We start from the raw sequence: 20,879 nt of genomic DNA, 5'->3' as shown, positions 1-20,879 counted from the left end.
CGATGTCGCGCCGGGGCAGCTAGACGATGGTCGAAAGCGTGAACGCGTGCCACGCACCCCAGTCAATGCCATCATACGCGCGCACATACATCGTCTCACTGCCGGTTGTGGCGCCGCCACGCATCCAGATATCATCGAGGTCGGCGGCATTGACGTCGATCACGGTGCTGGCTGCCCAATGGGAATTCGCAGAGGTCCAGAAATAGCCGCTGTTGGCGTTGCCGCCGCCATCCCAAAACTGATAGGCGGCCGCGGGATTCGCGTCAGCATCAGCATAGGACACCAGGTTGCCGATCTGGCTCCACTCGTTGACGTGCAAGGTCTGATTGCTGATCGAGGCATCGGGTGCGTGGTTTGCCAGGCTGGTCACGGTGAAGCTGTCCCAGGCACTCCAGCTCGTTCCGTCGAAAGCGCGCACAAACATGGAATCGGTACCGGCCGCGGTGCCACCTCGCACCCATACATTGGCGAGGTCGGACGCCGAGACGTCGATGACCGTGCTGGACGCCCAGTGTGAATTGTCGGGCGTCCAGAAATAGGCGCTGTTCGCAGCCCCGCCACCGTCCCACAACTGGTATTGGGTGATTGCATCGCCGTCGGCGTCGGATGCCGTCGTCCAGTTGACGAGCTGCGCCCACTGCGCGGCGTTCAGCGTTTGATCGTTGATCGTCGCGGTCGGAGCCGTATTGGTCGACGTCAGATTAAAGCTGTCCCAATTGCTCCAGGCGATACCGTCGAATGCCCTTACCCACATCGTCTCGGAACCGGTCGTCGAGCCGCCCTTGATCCACACATTGGCCAGATCGGATGCTGAAACGTCGATCGTCGTGTTGGCAGCCCAGTGGGAATTGTCGGGTGTCCAGAAATAGGCGCTGGTTGCGCCCGCGCCGGCGTCCCAGAACTGGTATTTGGTGATCGTGTCACCTTCGGCATCGGTCGCAGTGAGCCAGCCTTGCGGTTTGACCCATTGATTGACGTGTAGCGACTGGTCGTTGATGGTCGCGACGGGGACCGTGTTTGGCGTCGACGTCACGGTGAATGTGTCCCAGGAGCTCCACTCCGTTCCGTCGAATCCCCTTACCCACATTGTCTCGGAACCGGTTGTCGAGCCGCCATGGATCCAGACATTGGCGAGGTCCGCAGCCGAAACGTCTATCGTCGTGTTGGCAGCCCAGTGGGAATTGTCGGGTGTCCAGAAATAGGCGCTGGTGGCGGCGGTGCCGCTATCCCAGAACTGGTACTTCGTGATCGCATCGCCATTGGCATCGGTCTTGGTCAACCAGTTGTCGACGGTGACCCATTGATCGATATGTATGGAATGATCACCGGCTGTCACGACGGGCGGAGTATTGGCCGACGTCAGCGTGAAGCTGTCCCAGTTGCTCCAGTCTGTTCCGTCGAACGCTCTGACCCAGAACGTCTCGGCACCGGTTGTCGAGCCACCCTTGATCCAGACATCGGCCAGGTCGGCGGCCGCCACTTCGATCGTCGTGTTGGCAGCCCAATGGTCATTGGTGGAAGTCCAGAAATAGGCGCTTGTTGCGGAGGTGCCGCTGTCCCAGAATTGATATTTGGTGGCTGCATCCCCGTTGGCATCGGAGTAGGTCAGCCAATTCTTGGCTTGCGTCCATGTATTGGTGTGCAGCTGCACGTCGGGGACTGTGACGACCGGCGCAGTGTTTGGAATCGTCGTGAGCGTGAAAGACGTCCAGTTACCCCAATCGGTCCCGTCGAAAGCGCGTACCCACAGTGTCTCTGTGCCGCCGACCGCACCAGCACGCACCCACACGTCGGAGAGGTCAGAGGCCGAAACTTCGATCGTCGTGTTGGCGGCCCAATGGTCGTTGGTGGAAGTCCAGAAATAGGCGCTGTTCGCAGCTGTGCCGCCGTCCCAGAACTGAAATTTCTGTGCGGGATTGCCGTCGGAGTCGGCATAGGTGAGCCATGGCTGTATTTTTTGCCACTGATTGTACAACAGGCTGTGGTTGCCAATCGTGACGACCGGTGCGGAATTGGCCATGGTTTGCTTCCTCGTGGGGTGGGCCGGTCGCGACCGGCTAATTTCCAAGGTGCAAGGCAATCAATTTTGGCCCGTGAGGCGGGCCACGCTGAGATTAGTGTCGTCCGGCTGAGATCAGCGCATTCCAAAGAAATCGTTAATACCAAATTCAGGATCGCAGAATTTCAATGCAGCATCTATGATGGGTGTCACACCCATCAGTCGGGTCGCGTGCGGCAAAACGTCATAGGTATCCCGTTCCGAACGGCCTCGCAGCGGGTGTCGCGACACGCACTCGCCGGCGCCATTCGCGATGGTCTATCCCTGCCGTTGCGGCTTGAGACGCGCCAGGCTTGCCGTTAGCAGTGCAATTCGAACACGGGTCTTTGCGAGCCACCGGTGGAGACATCGAACATCGCGGGCCGACGGAAGCAATGCCAGGCGCATTGGAGAAAGCACGTTTCTCATGGTGAACACGACGGCGGAGCTTGAAGCGCTCCTGATGCAGCGATCGTTGACCGATCCGCAGCTTCTGGCGACGGCAGAGGCGGCATCGGACTTCCGGATCCTGCCGGATGCCACCGTGATCAAGATCGGCGGGCAGAGCGTGATCGACCGCGGCCGCGCCGCCGTCTACCCGCTGGTCGACGAGATCGTCGCGGCCCGCAAGGCGCACAAGTTGCTGATCGGGACCGGCGCGGGCACCCGCGCCCGGCACCTCTATTCGATCGCGGCCGGGCTGCGGCTGCCGGCCGGCGTGCTGTCGCAGCTCGGCGCCTCGGTCGCCGACCAGAACGCGGTGATGCTGGGCCAGCTGCTCGCCAGGCACGGCATCTCGGCGGTCAGCGGCGCCGGGCTGTCGGCCGTGCCGCTTTATCTTGCCGAGGTGAACGCCGTGATCTTCAGCGGCATGCCGCCTTACGGCCTCTGGATGCGGCCGGCACCCGAGGGCATGATCCCGCCCTATCGCACCGACGCCGGATGCTTCCTGGTCGCCGAACAGTTCGGCTGCAAGGCGATGATCTATGTGAAGGACGAAAACGGTCTCTACACCGCGAACCCCAAGACCTCGAAGGGCGCGACCTTCATCCCGAAGATCTCGGTCGCCGAGATGAAGGCCAAGGGGTTGCAGGATTCGATCCTCGAATTCCCGGTGCTCGATCTGCTCGCCACCGCGCGCCATGTCCGGCAGGTGCAGGTCGTCAATGGCCTCGTCCCCAGCAACCTCACCCGCGCGCTTGCGGGCGAGCATGTCGGCACCATCATCACCGCGAACTGAGCAGGGACACGACCATGGATGACACCATCAAGCACGTCGCTTCGCCGCTCGCGCGCCAGACCCTGCTCGATAGCGATCTCACCGGTCCCGTTGCCGGCGGCCGCCCGATCCCGCTGCTGCCCTGGGTGCAGGTGGTGAAGATCGGCGACCGCGGTCATGAGGCGATCCTGCCGATCGTCGATGAGCTGCGCGCACTTCTGCCCGAGCACCGCCTGCTGATCCTGACCGGCGCAGGCATCCGCGCCCGTCATCTCTACAGCGTCGGCCTCGATCTCGGCCTGCCGGTCGGCTCGCTTCAGCCGCTCGCGGCGAGCGAAGCCGGCCAGAACGGCCATATCCTGGCCTGCCTGCTCGCGCCGGAGGGCGTGTCCTATATTGAGCATCCGACCATCGCGAGCCAGCTTGCGATCCATCTCTCCGCGGCCCGCGCCGTGGTGGGCAGCGCGTTTCCGCCCTATCACCATCATGAATTCCCGGTCTCGCGCATCCCGTTGCATCGCGCCGACACCGGTGCGTTCCTGATCGCCGATGCGCTCGGCGCCGCCGGGCTGACGATCGTCGAGGATGTCGACGGCGTCTACACCGACGATCCGAACGGTCCCGAGGGGAAGAAGGCGCAGCTGGTGCGCGAGGCCAGCCTCGCCGACCTTGCGAAGCTGAAGGGCACGCTGCCGTTCGATCCCGCGCTGCTCGAGGTGATGGCCAATGCGCGGCATATCGAGCGGGTGCAGGTCGTGAACGGCCTCGTTCCCGGCCGGCTCACCGCAGCGCTGCGTGGCCAGCATGTCGGGTCGATCATTCGCACCGGCGCGCGGCCGGCTTAAATCGAGCCGCGGACTCCACTTCACCTCGCCCCGCGTGCGGGGAGAGGCATAGGCCGCCTTTGGCGGCCGTTCTCAAGAACGCCGAAGCGGAGCTTCGGCTATGATGCATCGATAGATGCATTCCGGGTGAGGGGGAGTCTCCGCGGACGCAGCTATCACCGTAAGCGCGGAGGCAGCCCCTCACCCCAACCCTCTAAGAGCAAGCTTCGCTTGTCTCGACCCCGTAAGAACGGGGAGAGGGAGCACAACGCCATTCGAACTAATCTAGTCGGTTTTTTCAGCGCGCGACGGGGCGACTACTTGATCGTCGCGCGCACCGTGATGACCGAGGTGCCGGACGCCTTCGGCCCCTGACCCGTGGCCTTGATGGCAAACGTGTCGTTGCCCTTGTACTTGGCCTTCGCCCTGTATTCGAAGGTCGATGCGTTGATCTTCTTCAGCTTGCCGTAGGCCGGCTTTTGCGAGATCGCGGAGTCCGTCACCGTGCCGCGGATCCCGATCGGGATCTGGCAGCTTTGGCCCGAGGCGACGTCGATATCGCCGCTCGAATTCTCGCCCCAATCCGCCAATGTCATCGACATCGAGCATTCCGGTACGGGCTGCGCCGAAGACGCCGGCGTGACATTTAATGCAAAGATGAGCGCCAGGGCGGCGACCCCCAACGCCCGCGTCGTGACGATACTCGTTTTCATGCAAGGCCCACTGCTGAAGGTTCTCGGCGCAGGAATCCTGCAACGTGGGAGCAGGGGTGGCAAGGGCTTCGCCTCGCCCGCGCGACATGTGTTGAAATGCTTGCGCGCTTGTTGCGTCGCTGGAGCGCCCCCATAGTCACTGCGGCCCGGTTCGGGACGGAGGCTCACGCGTCAAGAAAGGGTTCCAATGGCTGAAGGCAGCGACGGTCAGGCAAAAGCTCAACAAGCCGCCGGCGTCACCCGCAAGACCCTTGAGCGTCTCGCTTTGCCCGGCGATGATCGCGAGCTTGTCGTTGCCGAGGTGACCTATCCGCCCGGCGGGGTCGCCCCGCTGCATCGGCATCCAGTCGGCGGCGTGGTCTTCATCGTCGAAGGCATGGCCGAGTCCGCGTATGGCGACCCGGCGCCGCGCCAGTATCGGCAGGCGAGACTTTGCAGGATCGACCCGAGGTTCCGCACACGCTGTTTCGCAATTGCGACCCGGACCGGCCGCTGCGCTTCCTGACCATCTACGCGCTCGAACCCGGGCGCGCCTACACGATGGAGCCGTGAGGTTGGGAAAAGGCCAAGGCAAAATGTTACGGTTGGCTCACCTGAGGTTTCGGGTTTGCGCCGGCCATCCGAGGTGGAACGGCGAGCAGGAGGCAAACCGACTCCACCAGGAGTTCATGCGCACGGTCGACAATGTCGTCCAACGAACTCGTCTTCGCGAACATGGCCTGGGCTTCAGCCAACAACCGGTCGCGCGTTGGTATGCTGGGCAGATGCAAGTCGGCGCGATGCTGTAACAGAACAAGCGCTTCCCGCACCGACAATCCGGTTTCGTGGACCGACGATTTGATGGCCTGCGCGATGTATTCGGGATTGAAGCGACCAGCGAGTTGTTCAGCCGTTCGCTTTATCACACGCGATCCCAAGCGCTGCTCGTTGCGGAGAACCTGCGTGGGCGGCGCCTTCAGATCCCAGACAATACCGAGCAAGGACAAAGTCACCAAAACATAATAGGTCACATCAATCTCCCACCACCGGAAGCCTTGCCGCGCACTGCTTTGGTAGGCGTGATGATTGTTGTGCCAACCCTCACCCATCGTAAACAGAGCCAGCAGCCAATTGTTGCGGGAGTCATCGCCCGTAACGTACCGCTTGCGCCCGTGAACATGCGCGAGGGAGTTGATGCAAAACGTGGCGTGATACAGCAGCACGGTGCTCCAGAAGAAACCGACCACGAGTCCGGGCCATCCGGCGATGAGGAAGCACAGACCTGCGACCACGATCGCCGGCAAGACCTCCAATCTGTGAAGCCACATCAACTCCGGATACGAGGCAAAATCCGCAACTTTCGTCAGATCAGTTGCATCGTGCTGTCGATAAAAAATCCACCCGAGATGACTGTACGCGAAGCCCTTATGCCCCGGCGAATGCACATCTTGCTCGGTATCCGAATGAAGATGGTGATGTCGATGTTTCGCGGCCCACCAAAGGACGCTTTTCTGAGCGCTGCTTTGGGCGAGAAATGCGAGGATGAATTGAAACGTCCTGCTCGTTGAATAAGCCCGATGCGAGAAGTACCGATGATAGCCGGCGGTGATCGCAAACATGCGCAGCCAGTATAGCGCGACGCAAATTGCGGTCGCTTGCCATGAGACGCCCGTCCAGATCGCCGCCAGACACCCCACGTGGACCAGCAGAAACGGGAGGACCTGCGGGTACATGATGTCGTCGTGCTGCCGAGCTGGATCGATATTGGTGGACACGCTCGCGACCTCAGCTGCTTCAATGCGCAGGCCGTTTCGCCGGCGGACGGTTCAAGTCCTGGTCCTGGCGGGCATTGCGCGCGGTGTTGACAAAGAGAACCCCGCGGCCGGGTGACCGGTCGCGGGGTCGCGTAACCAGAGGCTTTGCCAGTTCATCCGGGGTCAAAGCATCATGGCCGATTGTCGCAGCTTACATCGCGCGCAGATTGTCCGCAGCAGATTTGCCGGTCCGGCGGTCTGCAACGATCTCAAAAGAGACCTTCTGTCCCTCGTTGAGGGTGCTCATGCCGGCGCGTTCGACTGCGCTGATATGAACGAAAACGTCCTGGCCTCCCTGGTCCGGCTGAATGAAGCCGAAACCCTTCTGGCTGTTGAACCACTTCACAGTTCCCATGCTCATGGAAAATCGTCCTATAGATGCGTGTTTGGAGCCGCACTCACGAGCGCAGCAGGCGAATTCGAAGTTCAGGGGGTGAGGGTCGTCAGTCAGGCACGCTATTAGCGGCGAGGCCAAGTCGTTCGGCCGAAACTCGATCCGTGGTAAATGGCTACGGTTCGGTCATTCCGCAAGTGGCTTTCCCCCTTTTCTGACCTCGGCCGCTGCGTCCCCCTGGGGCAACAGCTGCAATTCACGGTGCTCTGCGGCAACTTTGCCTGACCGCATGGCGGGGGACATCGTGCGGTTTGGGGCCACGTGGCCTATTCCTTCTTCGCCGTCAGCCCGTCGACCATCGCGCGCGTCAAGGTTGCGATCTCGCTGCGCAGCGCGCCGATCGGCACCGCGATCAGCTTGTGCTCCAGCCCGAGCGCGACCATGCCATGGACGGCGGAGAACAGGCTGCGCGCGGTGACGCCGAGCTGCGCCGGCGAACGCTGCGGAAACAGCGCAGCGAGCGGCTTGTAGATGTGGCGGAACAATTCCATCTGCTCGGTGATTGCCCATTCCGGCACCGGCTTGCCGGGCTGCATGCGATGCTCGAACAGCGCGCGCCACAGTTCGAGATTGTCGGCGGCGAAGTCGCAATAGGCGACCGCGATCCGCACCAGCATCTCGCGCGGCGCCGCAGCCCCGCCGATCTCGGCCAGCGACAGCGAGGCATCGAGCCGCGCCAGCGTGCGCGAGCCGACGCGCAGGATCAGCTCGTCGACATCCTCGACCAGATTGTAGACGCCGCCATTGGCGACCCCGATTTCCTGGGCCAGTTCGCGGGTTTTCAGGCCACCGAGACCCTTTGCCGCAATCGCCCGTTCCGCCGCCTCGATCAGCGCTTCCCGCAGTTTTGCACGTCGTTCCAATGCCTTGGACATCTTTGATCCTTCGTTAACCATCACCTTGAGCGACGCTCAAATAATTCTTGAGCAACGCTCAGTATGTGGTACAAGAGATTCATGAGCGATGCTCATAACAGGGAGCGATGAAATGTTCAAAACTGTTTTCACTCTTTTCCGCGGCAGCGTGGCAGCAGCGGAGGAGGAACTGCAAGACCGGACAGCGCTGGTCATTCTCGACCAGCAGATGCGCGATGCCGCCGCCGCCGTCGACCGCTCGAAGCGGACCCTGGCGCTGGCGATCGCCGGCGACCAGCAGGAGGGCCGGCGGCTCGACGCCACCAACGCCCGGATCGCCGATCTCGAACAGCGCGCGTCGGCGGCACTCGAGGGCGGCCGGGAAGACCTCGCCCGCGAAGCCGCGCAGGCGATCGCCAATCTCGAAGCCGAGCGCGATGCCGCGATGACCGCACGCGCGCTGTTCGCCTCCGAGATCACGCGGCTGAGGCGCCATGTCGGCAACGCCGAGGCGCGCATCGCCGAGCTCGACCGCGGCCGGCGCCTCGCCCGTGCCTCGGAAGCGGTGCGTTCGCTGCGCCGGAGCGGCATCGAGGCGGCGCGCCCCTACGAATCGACGCTGCCGGAAGCGGAGGCGACGCTGAAGCGGCTGCGCGAGCGGCAGATGGAGATCCAGGCCGCCGACGAGGCGTTGATCGAGATCGACGCCGCCGCGGGACCGCTCGCCACCGCCGAGAAACTCGCCGAGCAGGGTTTTGGCCCGCGCATGAAATCGACCGCCGACGACGTGCTGGCGCGGCTGAAAGCCAAGCGCCCGCCCGCTGCCTGAAACCTCAAGCCTGAACTTCAAGTCTGCAATTGAACCATCGTCAAACTTCGCAACATTAAGGAGATTACCATGAACCAGACCATCCAACCCCACAGCGGCAGCTGGGTTACCTTCACCTACGCGTCCTTTGCAGCCTCCGCCTTCCTCGTCGCCGTCGGCGTGTTCTTCCTGCCGATCGACCTCTGGATGAAGGGCTATCTCACGATGGGCATCGTGATGCTGATCCAGACCTGCGTCACGCTGACCAAGACCGTGCGCGACAATTACGAGAGCAGCAAGTTCGTGAACCGCATCGAGGACGCCAAGGCGGAGCGCCTGCTGATGGAGGTCTCCAAGGCGGGGTGAGCCGAAGTCAAGTCGAAGCGGCGGGTGGTTTTTCACCCGCCGCTTTCGTCGCGAACGGGTCTCGCCCCGCGTCATTGCGAGGAGCGCTAGCGACGAAGCAATCCATTGTCACCAAGCTTGCGGAAGCATGGATTGCGTCGCTTCGCTCGCAATGACGGTGTGGATAGGCCGCCGACCGCTTACGGCCAACTTGTTCCGTTTCCGGAAGGCCTTGTTTACCCTGCGGCAAACAGCGTCAGGTTGCGCTCATGGCTCCTTAACAGGGGCGAGTGCAGAGATCGCGCCCGAGGGACAGAGAAATGGCGTCCACGGACAATCCCACGCCGGCTTCGCGCGGCAGCAAGAACCTTGGCAAGAACCTTGGCAAACATCTTGGCAAGGCGCGCGCCGCCTTTGACGGTCTGCGCAGCCATGGCGGCTTCTGGCTGAAGGCGCTGTCGCAGCCGACCATCGATCTCAGCTTGCGCACCCAGGCCGGCCAGCGCACCCGCATCGTCGAATCGCCCGGTCTGTCGCTGCCGAGGGACGAGCTCGACGCGCTGGTCGAGCAGCTGCGCATCGTCGCCGCCAAGACGCTGCCCGAGGAGAGCCTGACCTATGGCATCTTCTCCAGCGAACCTGAGCGGCTGTCGCGCGCCGTCGTCACGCTGATCTCGGAGGAAGACACCGGGCGGCCGATCGCCTTCAACGCGCTGTCGGTAATGGACGTGCCGCTCGACGGCGAGCCGGCCGAAGTCACCCATCTCGGCCTCGTCATGGTCGATCCCGATGTGCGCGGGCAGGGGCTGTCCTGGGTGCTCTACGGCCTGACCGCGCTGGTGCTGTTCGCCCGCGACGGGCTGCGGCCGAAATGGATCTCCAACGTCACCCAGGTGCCGGCGGTGGTCGGCATGGTCAGCGATACGTTCTCGGACGTCTACCCGTCGCCGCTGCCGGGCGCGCGACAGAGCTTTGCGCATCTCCAATTGGCGCGCGGCATCATGGCAAGGCATCGCGCGGTGTTCGGCGTCGGCGACGAGGCCGGCTTCGACGAGGCGCGCTCGGTCATCACCAACGCCTATACCGGCGGCTCGGACGCGCTGAAGAAGACCTTCGAGGTCGCCCCGAAACATCGCAATGCCGTCTACAACGAGTTCTGCGCGCGCGAGCTGGACTACGCGCGCGGCGACGACGTGCTGCAGCTCGGCCGCGTCGATCTTGCCGGCGCGCGCCGCTATCTCATGAGCGAGGTGCCCTCGGGCTCGCTGCCGTCGCTGCTCGCGGCGTCCGCGATGCTGGCGCTGCAGCGGCTGGTGCTGCCGGTGGTCTACTGGATGGACGACAGCCGCGCCTTCGGCACGCTGCGTCCGCGCAAGCAGGATAGCGGGGCCGCGCGATGAATTTTGACTACTACTCCTTCACCGGCCGCAATATCGGCTTCATCGACGAGCACGAGCAGCAGCTGCTGCGTCAGGCGCGGGTGTTTGTCTGCGGCGTCGGCGGCATGGGCGGCGCGGCCTTCATGGCGCTGGCGCGCGCCGGCGTCGGCAAATTCGTGATCGCCGACATCGATCGTTTCGAGGTCTCCAACCTCAACCGCCAGGTGTTCGCCTTCGCCGACGAGGTCGGGCGCGAGAAGGCGGCGGTTGCCGCGGAAGCCGCGAGGCGCATCAATCCGACCATCGAGATCGAGGTGCTTGGCGAGAACTGGACCAGCGAGCTGGCAGGGATCGCCGCGCAGTGCCCGGTCATCGTCAACGGCATGGACGATATCGCTGCCGGCGTTCATCTGTACCGGACCGCGAAGCGCGCCGATGCAACCGTGATCGACGCCTACATGTCGCCGCTGCCGTCGGTGATCGTGGTGCGCCCGCACGATCCGCGGCCCGAGCAGCGCCTCGGCTTTCCGACGCTTGGCAAGGACTGGACCGATATCACCGAGGACGACCGCCGCGCCGCGATGCGCGCCGAGATCGAGCACGTGATGCTGCATTCCTCGTCGCGCAACTATGTCGACCTCGCCATCGCCGGCGAAGTCGCCGCCGGCCGCCGCAGCCGGATGTCGTTTGCGCCGATGGTGATCTCGACCGGCATGCTGATGGCCTATGAGGCGGTCGCGCTGATCCTCGGCCGCACCTCCGGCACCGATTGTCGCGGCTGGTTTCTCAACCCGCACCGGCCCGCGATCGAGAAGCCGCGCAATGCGCTGGTCGCCGCCCTGATGCGTCCGCTGGTGCGCCGGGCCATCGATGACCTGACGGGCGGCAAATGACCTCCGGGGTGATCGCCGATTCCATCGTCAATCTGTGCGGCGCCATTGGGCTCGCCGTGGCGATGATGACGTTCTACCGGCGCGATCCAAGGAGCCCGTTGACGCGCCGCCTGCTGCTCGCGCTCGGCGTGATCGCGATCCTGTTCCTCGACCGCGGCCTTGCCTGGTGGACCGGAAGCCGCCTGCTCGACCGCCTCTCGGTGATCCCGGCCTCGCTGGTCCCGCTCGGCGCCCTGATCGTCACCGAAGGCATTTTGCGGCGCCACGCGCCGCGCGCGGTCAAGATCGCGGCGCTCGCGGGCGCCATCCTGCTCGGGCTTGGCGGCCTGTTCGGACTGCAACGGCTGGCGATGCCTTACGCGATCGCGCTGGCGCTGTTCCAGCTGCTGGGCTTCGCCACTTGCGCGCTGCTGCTGGCAACGCGCGATCGCGCCGCGCTGATGGCAGCGGAGAACCGCAGCATCGGCCGCATGGCGGTCGGTGCGCTGGTCGTGATCCCGTTCATCCTGACCGATTTCCGCACCCTGTTTCCCGATATCCCTGTGCGGCTCGGCGCGCTGGGCGCGCTGCTCACCGTGACCGTGATGCTGATCGCCGGCGGCGGCGCCGAGACGCGCCGGCACGGCCTTGCGATGATGGCGCTGCGGCTGATCTCGTCGGGCCTCTTGGGTCTCGCCGCTGCCTTCATGGCGCCCGACGTCGACGCCGCGCAGATGATCCGTTTCGTCGCGGTTGCGATCGCCGGCGTCCTGACCATCGGGTTGATGACGGACGCGCTGCGGGCGCTGTTCGAATCGCAGGAGCCGGGCGTGCTCAACTCAGTCGCGGCATCGCCGGCGCAGACAAGGGAGCAGTTGATCGCCGAGTTGGCGCGGCATCCGATCTTCGAAAGCGCGCGGCGCTTCCGCGAGAACGAGCTCGCGCTCTACGATCCGCCGCTGCTGCACGACTTCCTGTCGACACGGCGTGTGCTGCGGCGGTCCGACGCGCCGTGGGGACTGGCGCCGACCGATCCCGCGGCCGAGCGCATCGTGTCGCTGATCGCGGCCAACAACGCCTCCCATGTCATCGTGCTCGGACACGATCCGCTCGACCTGATCGTGCTCGCGGTGCCCGTCACCGCGGCCGACCCCGCCACTGAAACCGCGCTGGCGCTGGTGCGCCGGCTGCTGGCGTTGACCCCGGAGGCCAAATGACATCAGAGATCCGCGAGGGCGACCGCAGGGCGGCATTCGACGCCGCGCTCAATGCCTATGGATCCGACAGCCTCTACGTGCCGCCGCTGTGGAGCGATTTCGACCGGATGTTCGATCCGGCGAAGAACCCGTTCGTCACCGAAGGCCACGGCCGCTATGCGCTGTTCTCCGCGCATCGCGATGGACGGCCGGTCGGCCGCATCGCCGCCTCGATCCACGACGCGTCCAACCGCAAGCACGGCACCCGTCATGGTGCATTCGGCTTCTTCGACTGCATCGACGACGTCGAGGTGGCCGATGCGCTGCTGCGTGCCGCCGAGCAATGGCTGGCGGCGCGCGGCATGAGCTGCGTCGCCGGCAATTTCAATCTCACCGCGATGCAGCAGATCGGCGTGATGACCGACGGGTTCGACCATGCGCCGTTCACCGACATGATGTGGTCGCCGCCGCACATTGCACAACATCTCGAACGCGCCGGCTATGCCGCGAGCTTCCCGATGACGACGTTCGAGATCGCGCTCGACGGCGGCAAGCCGGAGCAATTGCTCGGCGACAAGCAGCGGGCCGTGCTCACTGACCCGGATTTCGTCTGGCAGCCGATCAAGCGTTCCGCCTTCAAGGTGCGGCTGGAGGACGCGCGGCTGATCCTCAATGACGGCTTTGCCGACAATCCGATGTTCGTGCCGCCGACCGCCGCCGAATATCTGTTCCAGGCCGGCGACATGATGTGGATCATCGACAAGCGGATTTCGACCGTGGTCTATCACCGCGGCCGGCCCGCCGGCGCGATCATCGCGATCCCCGACCTCAATCCGCTGATCAAGGCGATCGACGGCCGGGTCGGGCTGTCAGCGCCGTTCAAATTCGTGCAGCACCGCGTGATGAACAGGCGCGCGGTGCTGATCTATCAGTCGGTCTGCCGCGACCTGCACAATCGCGGCCTCAACGGCGCGATGCTCTACCGCACCGCGCTGGCGTTGCAGGAGGCCGGCTACCGCACGCTGGGCGGCACCTGGATCGCCGATATCAACGGTCCGTCGCTGCGCCAGGTCGAGAAGGTCGGCGCAAGGCCGCTGCACCGGCTGCATCTGTTCACCAAGCGGCTGGCCGCGGCATGAGCGCGCTGACGCCGGATCTGCTGCGCGAGGTGGTCGCGGAGGCGCGGCTGGCGCCGAGCGTCCACAACATCCAGCCGACCCGCTGGCGCCTGCTCGGCGACGGGCGGCTGGCGCTGGTCGATGCGACCGGCGTGCGCGCGCCGGTCGCCGACCCCGCGGGGCATGACGTTCTGGTGTCGCACGGCGCGGCGCTGGAGGGCATGAGCCTCGCGCTCAATCGCCGCGGCTTCGCAATCACGGGCATCACCACGCTCGAGCAGCCGCTGTCGCCGCAATTTGCCGTGCTCTGCTCTTTTGCGATCAAGCAAGGAGCCGAGCCCGATCCGCTGGCGGACCTCGTGGCACGCCGCATGTCGTGGCGCGGCAAGTTCGCGGCATCGCCGGACGATGCGGCGGCGCTGGCGCAGCTAGCTGCCGCGCGCGACGATGTGATCTGCATTGGCGATCGCCGGGCGATTGCCGATATCGCCGGCTGGGCCGATCGGGCCGAATTCTCCTTTGTCCGCGGTGACGACTACCGGGCCGAGCTGCTCGCATGGATGCGGCTGTCGCCCGGCCATCCGCACTATCTGCTCGACGGGCTCAACCGTGATGCGCTGGCCATGAATGTGGTCGAGGCCACTGCCGCGCGCTACGTGCTCGGCACCCTGTTCAAGCCGCTCGATCGTTTCGGCCTCGCCGCGTCGTTGCTTGCCGACGGCGCCAAGACCGCGTCGGCATCGGCGATCGTGCTGTTTTGCCGTCCCGTCGGTGAGGATCCACTCACGACCGGTCGGCATTTCTACCGCGCATGGCTGGAGATCGATCGCGCCGGTTTCGCGGCGTGCCCGATTTCGGCGCTATCAGATCATCCTGACTTCAACGACCGGCTGCGAAAGCTCGGCAAAATCGGCGCCGATCTGCGCCTCGTCAACGTGTTCCGCATCGGCCGGCCATCAAAACCGATCAAACCGCGGCATTTCCGGTTGCCGGTTGACCGGCTCATTGTCTGAAAATTAAGCTGCAATCCCCGCTGTCAAAACTTCACGCGGTCGTGCTATGACGCCGCCCGCTAACCAACGACCGGTGGAGATGATGTCGAAGCAATCGCTGCGCGAGGAGGCCGAACGCCTCATCCGCGAGACCATGGAAAAGCGGAACTTGGTCATCAAGCAGGGCACGACCCGGATCGAGGCCGTTTGCGGCAAATGCGGTGCGCCGAACCGGGTGCAGGCGGAAAAGGGCCAGTCCCGCGTCAAATTCACCTGCAAGAACTGTGACTACAAGCAGGAAACGCTGTAGGCGAGCCGCCCTCCCGTCATCCTGAGGAGCCGCGAAGCGGCGTCTCGAAGGATCGACGGCCACCGGCCGGGCCGTGCATCCTTCGAGACGCGCGCGAGAGCGCGCTCCTCAGGATGACGGGTATCGCTGCGCTCCACCCATCCTACGAAGCAGGTCTACTTGAATACTTCGCAGACCGTGACGTGATCCGGCGCGATCCGGGCCGCGGCGCGCAGCGAGACGCTGTGCCACCAGGCGTCGAGCGCGTGGCGGTCGCAGGCGAGCTTCACGCTCATCCCGCCGGCGAACGTGATCCAGTCCGCAAAGCTCGCGCGCGACACCGCGATCACGACGGGGATGTCGGCGCCGAGCGCGCGCTCGATCACAAAGCCGAGCCCCTTGCCGTCGCGTTCCCGCTTGCCAAATCGATTGACGATGACGAGATCGGCGCCTCCGGCGAGCGCGTCGGCGACGCGGATGCCGGCGGCCTGCAGCCGCGACAGATCGAGCTTGCAACCGGTCGCGCCGGGACTCGCAGGAGTTCGGCTCGGCGGTTGCGCCAGCAGCAGCGTCTCGCCGCTATGCACCAGCACGGCCGACAGGGTGGAGTCCGCACACTGGCCTGATTGCACCATGCCGACCACGCGTGCGCCGCGTGCTCTCAGATCGGCAGCGAAGTCGCGCAGGATGGCATCGGGATCGTCATTGGCATCATAGACCAGGGCGGCAAGGTCGCATTGGGCGTCGAACATGACGGGCTCTGTTCGTTATGGAGGGGATGGGCGACCGCGGCACCGAGGCGTCGCGGCCGCATGTTGATGGATCAGGCGGCCGGCGGGCCGTTGATGATCTGCAGCTGGGTGAACTCGGCAAGGCCTTCCTCGGCGAATTCGGTGCCGATGCCCGACTGCTTGGCGCCGCCGAACGGAATGTTCGGGGCCATGTCGAGGTGCTTGTTGATCCACACCGTGCCGGCCTCGATCCGGGTCGCGATCTCGTGCGCGCGCTTGATGTCGGACGACCAGACCGATGCGCCGAGGCCGTAGGTGGTGGCATTGGCGCGGCGGATCACATCGTCCTTGTCGGAGTACTTGATGACAGGCAGCACCGGACCGAACTGCTCCTCGTCGACCAGTTTGGAGCCTTCCTTGATGTCGCGCACGATGGTCGGCTCGATGAAATAGCCGGGGCGGTCCATCGCGGCGCCGCCGGCGATCACATTGCCGTTCTTGCGGGCGTCGTCGAGGAACGCCTTGACCTTCTCGTACTGCATCTTGTTCTGCAGCGGCCCGAGTTTCGTTCCCTGCTTGGAGCCGTCGTCGACCACGGTGTTCTTCGCGATCGCGACCAGCTCGTTGCAGATCTCGTCATAGACCGACTCGTGCACGTAGAGCCGCTTGATGGCGAGGCAGACCTGGCCGGAGTTCTGGAACGCGCCCTCGAAGATCCCGGGCGCGACCTTCTTCGGATCGACGTCGTCGAGCACGATGCCGGCATCGTTGCCGCCGAGCTCGAGCGTGATCCGCTTCAAGGTCTGCGATGCGCTCGCCATCACCTTCTGGCCGGTCGCGGTCGAGCCGGTGAAGGAGATCTTGCGGATGTCGGGGTGCTTGGTCATGTGGTCGCCGAGATCGTTGGCATCGGCGATGAAGTTGAGCACGCCCTTCGGCAGGATGTCCTTGACCAGTTCGGCAAAGCGCAGCGAGGCCAGCGGCGTGGTCGGCGCAGGCTTCACCACCAGCGTATTGCCGGCGAGCAGTGCCGACGGCAGCTTGAACGCCAGGATCAGCAGCGGATAGTTCCAGGGAATGATCGCGCCGACCACGCCGAGCGGACGGCGATAGGCCTCGACCTTGCGGTCGCCGGAATTCTCGATCACGCGCATCGGCAGTTCGAGCGAGCCGAGATAGCAGAAGAAGCCGGCCATGCCCATCACCTCGCCGGTGGCATCGGCGAGCGGCTTGCCCTGTTCGCTGGTGAGGATATGCGCGAGCTCGTTGGCGTTGGTCTCGATCACCTCGGCTATCTTGATGATGAGCTTGCGACGCTCCTCGATCGGCGTGGCGGCCCAGGCCGGATAGGCGGCCTTCGCGGCGGCGACGGCCTTGTCGAGCTGTTCCCTGGAGGCGCGCGGGCATTGCGCCACCACCTCTTCGGTCGCCGGATTGAGCACCGGCATGGTCTGGTCGCCGGGTACCATCTTGCCGTCGATGAGAAGCTTGTAATCACTCATTGGCCTTGCTCTCCCTGGTCGTGGACCTCGCTATATTCATATGTATATCACGGCTGCGGCGTCGACGCCACGGCCATTCAGGGCACGCGCGCGGCACTGCCGAATTGAATGAATTCTCTGGAGAATCGTGAAGAAAAATCAGCCTGAGCTTCGTGCCGATTTATTCGCGGTTGCCCGCGCGGCGTCAATCGGGGCACCGCTGGCTTCAATAGATTCTAATGCCGCGCGCGGCTCTGCCGATGGCTGCCGCGGCTATAATTTTAAGGGCTGGACGCTGGTCGTCTTCGCGATATATTGAATGGAATATAACGATGATCCGGAGTGCCGGCATGCAGATCGAAACCCAGGAGCTCACCACCTGCGAAGTCGCGTCCGATGGCTGCGCCATTTCGCTTGGCTTCGTGGACGGCAAGGGCGAGCCCGCAACCATCCGCCTGTCGATCAACCAGGTCGGCGCGCTGGTCATGACCTTGCCCGGGCTGATCAGCAAGGCGCTGCAGACCCGCTTCGGCGACCAGACCTTGCGCTACGCCTATCCGCTGGATTCCTGGGTGATCGAGCAGTCGACCGATCCGGCGCAGGGCATGATGACGCTCAAGACCACGGACGGCTTCAGCGTCTGCTTCTCGATTCCGCGCGCCCAGCAGAGCGAGCTCGGCGAGGCACTGGCGGCGCAGCCGGTGACAAGGGTGCAGATGCGCGCGAATTAAGATCGTAGCTTCGTAGGGTGGGTTAGCCGAAGGCGTAACCCACCAATTGTGCCGCGGCGGGAGAAGAGGTGGGTTACGCTCGGCCAACCCACGCCCCGGACTATCACCGTCATCCTGAGGAGCCGCGAAGCGGCGTCTCGAAGGATGAATCGGCCCCAGTCGGGCCGTCGACCCTTCGAGACGCGCTTCGCGCTCCTCAGGGTGACGGGATAAATAGCCGCGTAGGATGGGTGGAGCGAAGCGATACCCATCAAATAGCTGGCCGCGGGAGAGATGATGGGTTTCGCTTTGCTCTACCCATCCTACGATTCCCCGCGGCTCACTTCCCCTTCACGAACGCGGCGAACGCATCGCCGTAATCCGGATGCCAGCGCGACAGCGGCGGGCGGTTCTCGACGATGTCGCCGGCGGCCCACAGGATGCGGCGTTCGTCGAGCGCGCGCGGCACGTCGTTGTCGGGGCAGAGGATGTAGAAGTCGCCGGCTTCGAGGCGTTCGATCATGAAGTCGACGGTCTGCTCCGCAGTCCACGCGCCGGCCGGCTTCTCGGTGCGGCCGCGGGCGGTCAGCCCGGTGAAGACGAAGCCCGGGATCAGGAGATGCGCCGTGATCTTGCGGCCGTCGGTGTTGCGCAGCTCGTGCTGCAGCGCTTCGGTGAATGCCTTCACGCCGGCCTTGGAGACGTTGTAGGCGGGATCGCCCGGCGGCGTGGTGATGCCCTGCTTGGAGCCGGTGTTGATGATCAATCCCGGCCGGCCGCGCTTGATCATGTTGGGCGCGAACGCCTGGGTGCCGTTGATCACGCCCCACAAATTGACGCCGAGGATGCGCTGCCAATTGTCCGCGGGCCCGAACATCGCACTGCCGGGCTGGATGCCGGCATTGTTCATCAGGATGTCGGTGCCGCCGAACTTCTTCGCGACCGCGGCCTCCAGGCCTGCCACCTCGTCGGCGCGGCTGACATCGACCGCCGCCGTCATGATATCAGCCGCGCCGTCCGGCGCCGCAGATGACAGTTTTGTCGCAGCATCCTTCAGCCGGTCGTCGCCGAGGTCGGCGATGCAGACCTTCATGCCGGCCTGCGCGAACCGCAATGCGGCGGCAAGCCCGATGCCGGACGCACCGCCGGTGATCACGGCAACATGATTGGTTGATATCACGGGGTGGGGCATCGGTGGTCTCCGGACACATGTGTGGCTGAGGTTCAGTCGCTATCGTACCATGCACGCGCGCGCATGGGAGGTTTTCGTGCGCGCCGCCCCTGATCAACGCCGGCTCGGCTTTACGGTTTCGCGTTCGCGCTGTAGAATTCGGGATATAACGCTTCCAAAAGACCTCAGCCGACATTTTACAGGGAGTGCAAATATGGCTGTTTCGCAGGCTATTCCGATCACGCGCCATCCTTATGCCGATGGCTCCTACAAGAAGATGCTGATCGACGGCAAATGGGTCGACGCCGCCTCCGGCAAGAAATTCGAGACGCATAATCCCGCGACCGGCGAGCTGCTCGCATCGGTCGCCGAGGGCGATGCCGAGGACATCAACCGTGCGGTCGCGGCGGCGCGCCGCGCGTTCGAAGGCCCCTGGAGCAAGGTGAAGCCGTTCGAGCGGCAGAACATGCTGCTCAAGCTCGCCGAACTCGTCGAAGCCAATTTCGAGGAACTGTCCCAGCTCGACACGCTCGACATGGGCGCCCCGATCAGCCGGACCCGCGGCAACCGCCTGCGCGCGCTCGGCATGCTGCGCTACTATGCCGGCCAGGCGCCCGCCATCCATGGCGAGACCATCGAGAACTCGTTGCCCGGCGAGATCTTCTCCTACACGCTGAAGGAGCCGATCGGCGTGGTCGGCGCCATCATTCCCTGGAACGGGCCGCTGACCGCCTCGATCTGGAAGATCGGCCCGGCGATCGCGACCGGCTGCACCGTGGTGCTGAAGCCGGCCGAGGAATCGCCGCTGACCTCGCTGCGCATCGGCGAGCTCTGCATGGAGGCCGGCATTCCGCCCGGCGTCGTCAACGTCGTGCCGGGCTATGGCGAGACCGCGGGCGCCGCGCTCGCCTCGCATCCGGATGTCGACAAGGTCGCCTTCACCGGATCGCACGTCACGGGCCAGTCGATCATTCGTGCCTCGGCCGGCAACCTCAAGCGCGTCTCGCTCGAGCTCGGCGGCAAATCGCCGGACATCGTGTTCGCCGACGCCGATCTCGACGCCGCGGTGCCGGGCGCGGCGATGGCGGTGTTCGCCAATTCGGGCCAGATCTGCAGCGCCGGCACGCGGCTGTTCGTCGAGCAGAAGGTCTATGACGAATTCGTCGGCCGCGTCGCTGAGTTCGGCAGGAAGCTGCAGGTCGGCAACGGCCTCGACCCCAACACCCAGATTGGTCCCCTGGTGTCGCAGCAGCAGATGGACCGCGTGTCGGGCTATCTCGACATCGGCCAGAAGGAAGGCGCCAAGGCGCTTGCCGGCGGCGGCCGCCTCACCGAGGGCGCGCTGTCGAAGGGCTATTTCGTGCAGCCGACCGTGTTCGCCAATGTGCAGGACAACATGCGCATTGCGCAGGAGGAGATCTTCGGCCCGGTGATCTCGGCGATCTCGTTCAAGGATCCGGACGAACTGATCAAGCGCGCCAACGCCACCACCTTCGGCCTCGGTTCGGGCGTCTGGACCACCAATGTCAGCAAGGCGCACCAGGTCGCCAAGGCGCTACGTGCCGGCTCGGTCTGGGTCAATTGCTACCAGGCGATGGATCCGGCGGTGCCGTTCGGCGGCTACAAGATGAGCGGCTACGGCCGCGAGTCCGGCAAGCAGCACGTCGAGGAATATCTCAACGTCAAGGCGGTCTGGATCAAGACCGGCTAGATCGTTCGGTTCGACCGCATCTTGCTCACCTCTCCCCGCCTGCGGCTCTCCGATTCACACATTTTGGAGTCTCAGGGTCGAGCCGTATTTGATGCGCTGGAAGTCGTCGAGGCCCCGGCGCATGGTTTTTGGGCCGGGTTTGTCATAGTAACCGGTCCAGCCGCCAAGACGAGCGATGACCCATGCGGCGAAGGCGAGCGATCCCTTTGAATGCGGGTTCTGTTGGCGCGCGGTTTTGCCT

At 64.5% G+C, this 20,879-nt stretch carries 21 protein-coding genes and 1 pseudogene; 13 read left to right on the top strand and 9 right to left on the bottom strand.

What is annotated here, in order from left to right:
* Positions 1 to 19 precede the first annotated feature (19 nt).
* The gene (locus I6F38_RS29705) at positions 20 to 2,020 is read right to left on the bottom strand and encodes a hypothetical protein (RefSeq protein ID WP_225162887.1); all 2,001 of its coding nucleotides are present in this window, start codon (positions 2,018 to 2,020) and stop codon (positions 20 to 22) included.
* Positions 2,021 to 2,465: 445 nt separating this feature from the next.
* Between I6F38_RS29705 and I6F38_RS29700 the strand changes: the two genes are divergently transcribed.
* Positions 2,466 to 3,278: a uridine kinase gene (locus I6F38_RS29700; protein WP_225162886.1), complete on the top strand. Its 813-nt coding sequence runs from the start codon at positions 2,466 to 2,468 to the stop codon at positions 3,276 to 3,278.
* A 14-nt stretch (positions 3,279 to 3,292) separates the two neighbouring features.
* Positions 3,293 to 4,102 (top strand): molybdenum storage protein subunit alpha, encoded by an 810-nt coding sequence (locus tag I6F38_RS29695; RefSeq protein WP_225162885.1) that lies wholly within the window; start codon positions 3,293 to 3,295, stop codon positions 4,100 to 4,102.
* Between the two features lie 296 nt (positions 4,103 to 4,398).
* Here the strand turns inward: I6F38_RS29695 and I6F38_RS29690 are convergent, their stop codons facing one another.
* Positions 4,399 to 4,683: a hypothetical protein gene (locus I6F38_RS29690; protein ID WP_028332940.1), complete on the bottom strand. Its 285-nt coding sequence runs from the start codon at positions 4,681 to 4,683 to the stop codon at positions 4,399 to 4,401.
* Between the two features lie 298 nt (positions 4,684 to 4,981).
* Here I6F38_RS29690 and I6F38_RS29685 point away from each other — a divergent pair, with 298 nt between their 5' ends.
* The gene (locus I6F38_RS29685) at positions 4,982 to 5,299 is read left to right on the top strand and encodes a hypothetical protein (protein ID WP_225162884.1); all 318 of its coding nucleotides are present in this window, start codon (positions 4,982 to 4,984) and stop codon (positions 5,297 to 5,299) included.
* A 73-nt stretch (positions 5,300 to 5,372) separates the two neighbouring features.
* Here the strand turns inward: I6F38_RS29685 and I6F38_RS29680 are convergent, their stop codons facing one another.
* The 3 genes from I6F38_RS29680 to I6F38_RS29670 form a co-directional block, all read right to left on the bottom strand.
* On the bottom strand, positions 5,373 to 6,506 hold the full coding sequence (locus tag I6F38_RS29680; RefSeq protein WP_225162924.1) for an acyl-CoA desaturase: 1,134 nt from the start codon (positions 6,504 to 6,506) through the stop codon (positions 5,373 to 5,375).
* Between the two features lie 232 nt (positions 6,507 to 6,738).
* Entirely contained in the window at positions 6,739 to 6,948 is a 210-nt protein-coding gene (locus I6F38_RS29675; RefSeq protein WP_225162883.1) for a cold-shock protein, read from the bottom strand.
* Positions 6,949 to 7,247: 299 nt separating this feature from the next.
* On the bottom strand, positions 7,248 to 7,856 hold the full coding sequence (locus I6F38_RS29670) for a TetR-like C-terminal domain-containing protein (RefSeq protein ID WP_050385268.1): 609 nt from the start codon (positions 7,854 to 7,856) through the stop codon (positions 7,248 to 7,250).
* A 112-nt stretch (positions 7,857 to 7,968) separates the two neighbouring features.
* Between I6F38_RS29670 and I6F38_RS29665 the strand changes: the two genes are divergently transcribed.
* From I6F38_RS29665 to I6F38_RS29630, 8 genes are all read left to right on the top strand, one after another.
* On the top strand, positions 7,969 to 8,664 hold the full coding sequence (locus I6F38_RS29665; RefSeq protein WP_225162882.1) for a PspA/IM30 family protein: 696 nt from the start codon (positions 7,969 to 7,971) through the stop codon (positions 8,662 to 8,664).
* A 69-nt stretch (positions 8,665 to 8,733) separates the two neighbouring features.
* Positions 8,734 to 9,009 (top strand): YiaA/YiaB family inner membrane protein, encoded by a 276-nt coding sequence (locus I6F38_RS29660; RefSeq protein WP_038384293.1) that lies wholly within the window; start codon positions 8,734 to 8,736, stop codon positions 9,007 to 9,009.
* 299 nt (positions 9,010 to 9,308) lie between these two features.
* Positions 9,309 to 10,388, top strand: a complete 1,080-nt coding sequence (locus tag I6F38_RS29655) for a hypothetical protein (protein ID WP_225162881.1) — start codon at positions 9,309 to 9,311, stop codon at positions 10,386 to 10,388.
* A complete protein-coding gene (locus tag I6F38_RS29650; RefSeq protein ID WP_225162880.1) occupies positions 10,385 to 11,260 on the top strand; it encodes a ThiF family adenylyltransferase in 876 nt (291 codons plus the stop codon). The genes I6F38_RS29655 and I6F38_RS29650 overlap by 4 nt, the downstream gene beginning before the upstream one ends.
* Positions 11,257 to 12,456, top strand: a complete 1,200-nt coding sequence (locus tag I6F38_RS29645; protein ID WP_225162879.1) for a hypothetical protein — start codon at positions 11,257 to 11,259, stop codon at positions 12,454 to 12,456. The genes I6F38_RS29650 and I6F38_RS29645 overlap by 4 nt, the downstream gene beginning before the upstream one ends.
* The gene (locus tag I6F38_RS29640; protein ID WP_225162878.1) at positions 12,453 to 13,574 is read left to right on the top strand and encodes a GNAT family N-acetyltransferase; all 1,122 of its coding nucleotides are present in this window, start codon (positions 12,453 to 12,455) and stop codon (positions 13,572 to 13,574) included. The genes I6F38_RS29645 and I6F38_RS29640 overlap by 4 nt, the downstream gene beginning before the upstream one ends.
* Complete coding sequence (locus I6F38_RS29635) at positions 13,571 to 14,566, top strand: hypothetical protein (RefSeq protein WP_225162877.1); 996 nt, start codon at positions 13,571 to 13,573, stop codon at positions 14,564 to 14,566. Before I6F38_RS29640 ends, I6F38_RS29635 begins: the two co-directional genes overlap by 4 nt.
* 82 nt (positions 14,567 to 14,648) lie before the next feature.
* Positions 14,649 to 14,855 carry a hypothetical protein gene (locus I6F38_RS29630; protein ID WP_225162923.1) on the top strand — a complete coding sequence of 69 codons (207 nt, stop codon included), beginning with the start codon at positions 14,649 to 14,651 and terminating at the stop codon, positions 14,853 to 14,855.
* A gap of 155 nt (positions 14,856 to 15,010) precedes the next feature.
* Here I6F38_RS29630 and I6F38_RS29625 read toward each other — a convergent pair whose 3' ends face one another.
* Positions 15,011 to 15,586: a DUF2478 domain-containing protein gene (locus tag I6F38_RS29625; protein WP_225162876.1), complete on the bottom strand. Its 576-nt coding sequence runs from the start codon at positions 15,584 to 15,586 to the stop codon at positions 15,011 to 15,013.
* Positions 15,587 to 15,657: 71 nt separating this feature from the next.
* Positions 15,658 to 17,067 (bottom strand): aldehyde dehydrogenase family protein, encoded by a 1,410-nt coding sequence (locus tag I6F38_RS29620; RefSeq protein WP_225162875.1) that lies wholly within the window; start codon positions 17,065 to 17,067, stop codon positions 15,658 to 15,660.
* A 329-nt stretch (positions 17,068 to 17,396) separates the two neighbouring features.
* Here I6F38_RS29620 and I6F38_RS29615 point away from each other — a divergent pair, with 329 nt between their 5' ends.
* Entirely contained in the window at positions 17,397 to 17,777 is a 381-nt protein-coding gene (locus tag I6F38_RS29615; protein WP_225162874.1) for a hypothetical protein, read from the top strand.
* 319 nt (positions 17,778 to 18,096) lie between these two features.
* On the opposite strand, the gene I6F38_RS29610 is transcribed toward I6F38_RS29615, so the two are convergent.
* A complete protein-coding gene (locus tag I6F38_RS29610) occupies positions 18,097 to 18,948 on the bottom strand; it encodes an SDR family NAD(P)-dependent oxidoreductase (protein ID WP_225162873.1) in 852 nt (283 codons plus the stop codon).
* A 193-nt stretch (positions 18,949 to 19,141) separates the two neighbouring features.
* Here I6F38_RS29610 and I6F38_RS29605 point away from each other — a divergent pair, with 193 nt between their 5' ends.
* On the top strand, positions 19,142 to 20,638 hold the full coding sequence (locus tag I6F38_RS29605) for an aldehyde dehydrogenase family protein (RefSeq protein WP_225162872.1): 1,497 nt from the start codon (positions 19,142 to 19,144) through the stop codon (positions 20,636 to 20,638).
* Between the two features lie 54 nt (positions 20,639 to 20,692).
* On the opposite strand, the pseudogene I6F38_RS29600 reads toward I6F38_RS29605, so the two are convergent.
* Positions 20,693 to 20,879 (bottom strand): annotated as a pseudogene (locus I6F38_RS29600) (transposase); the annotation flags it as partial.

The organism is Bradyrhizobium sp. BRP56 (genome assembly GCF_020194035.1).
GTDB lineage: Bacteria > Pseudomonadota > Alphaproteobacteria > Rhizobiales > Xanthobacteraceae > Bradyrhizobium > Bradyrhizobium australafricanum.
Note: the sequence above shows the minus strand (reverse complement) of the source record. Positions and strands in the feature narration are given on the sequence as shown.

Bases quoted from the DNA above. Each gene is read 5' to 3' on its own strand.
- I6F38_RS29705 (WP_225162887.1), bottom strand. From the start codon at position 2,020: ATGGCCAATTCCGCACCGGTCGTCACGATTGGCAACCACAGCCTGTTG.
- I6F38_RS29700 (WP_225162886.1), top strand. From the start codon at position 2,466: ATGGTGAACACGACGGCGGAGCTTGAAGCGCTCCTGATGCAGCGATCG.
- I6F38_RS29695 (WP_225162885.1), top strand. From the start codon at position 3,293: ATGGATGACACCATCAAGCACGTCGCTTCGCCGCTCGCGCGCCAGACC.
- I6F38_RS29690 (WP_028332940.1), bottom strand. From the start codon at position 4,683: ATGTCGATGACATTGGCGGATTGGGGCGAGAATTCGAGCGGCGATATC.
- I6F38_RS29685 (WP_225162884.1), top strand. From the start codon at position 4,982: ATGGCTGAAGGCAGCGACGGTCAGGCAAAAGCTCAACAAGCCGCCGGC.
- I6F38_RS29680 (WP_225162924.1), bottom strand. From the start codon at position 6,506: ATGTACCCGCAGGTCCTCCCGTTTCTGCTGGTCCACGTGGGGTGTCTG.
- I6F38_RS29675 (WP_225162883.1), bottom strand. From the start codon at position 6,948: ATGAGCATGGGAACTGTGAAGTGGTTCAACAGCCAGAAGGGTTTCGGC.
- I6F38_RS29670 (WP_050385268.1), bottom strand. From the start codon at position 7,856: ATGTCCAAGGCATTGGAACGACGTGCAAAACTGCGGGAAGCGCTGATC.
- I6F38_RS29665 (WP_225162882.1), top strand. From the start codon at position 7,969: ATGTTCAAAACTGTTTTCACTCTTTTCCGCGGCAGCGTGGCAGCAGCG.
- I6F38_RS29660 (WP_038384293.1), top strand. From the start codon at position 8,734: ATGAACCAGACCATCCAACCCCACAGCGGCAGCTGGGTTACCTTCACC.
- I6F38_RS29655 (WP_225162881.1), top strand. From the start codon at position 9,309: ATGGCGTCCACGGACAATCCCACGCCGGCTTCGCGCGGCAGCAAGAAC.
- I6F38_RS29650 (WP_225162880.1), top strand. From the start codon at position 10,385: ATGAATTTTGACTACTACTCCTTCACCGGCCGCAATATCGGCTTCATC.
- I6F38_RS29645 (WP_225162879.1), top strand. From the start codon at position 11,257: ATGACCTCCGGGGTGATCGCCGATTCCATCGTCAATCTGTGCGGCGCC.
- I6F38_RS29640 (WP_225162878.1), top strand. From the start codon at position 12,453: ATGACATCAGAGATCCGCGAGGGCGACCGCAGGGCGGCATTCGACGCC.
- I6F38_RS29635 (WP_225162877.1), top strand. From the start codon at position 13,571: ATGAGCGCGCTGACGCCGGATCTGCTGCGCGAGGTGGTCGCGGAGGCG.
- I6F38_RS29630 (WP_225162923.1), top strand. From the start codon at position 14,649: ATGTCGAAGCAATCGCTGCGCGAGGAGGCCGAACGCCTCATCCGCGAG.
- I6F38_RS29625 (WP_225162876.1), bottom strand. From the start codon at position 15,586: ATGTTCGACGCCCAATGCGACCTTGCCGCCCTGGTCTATGATGCCAAT.
- I6F38_RS29620 (WP_225162875.1), bottom strand. From the start codon at position 17,067: ATGAGTGATTACAAGCTTCTCATCGACGGCAAGATGGTACCCGGCGAC.
- I6F38_RS29615 (WP_225162874.1), top strand. From the start codon at position 17,397: ATGCAGATCGAAACCCAGGAGCTCACCACCTGCGAAGTCGCGTCCGAT.
- I6F38_RS29610 (WP_225162873.1), bottom strand. From the start codon at position 18,948: ATGCCCCACCCCGTGATATCAACCAATCATGTTGCCGTGATCACCGGC.
- I6F38_RS29605 (WP_225162872.1), top strand. From the start codon at position 19,142: ATGGCTGTTTCGCAGGCTATTCCGATCACGCGCCATCCTTATGCCGAT.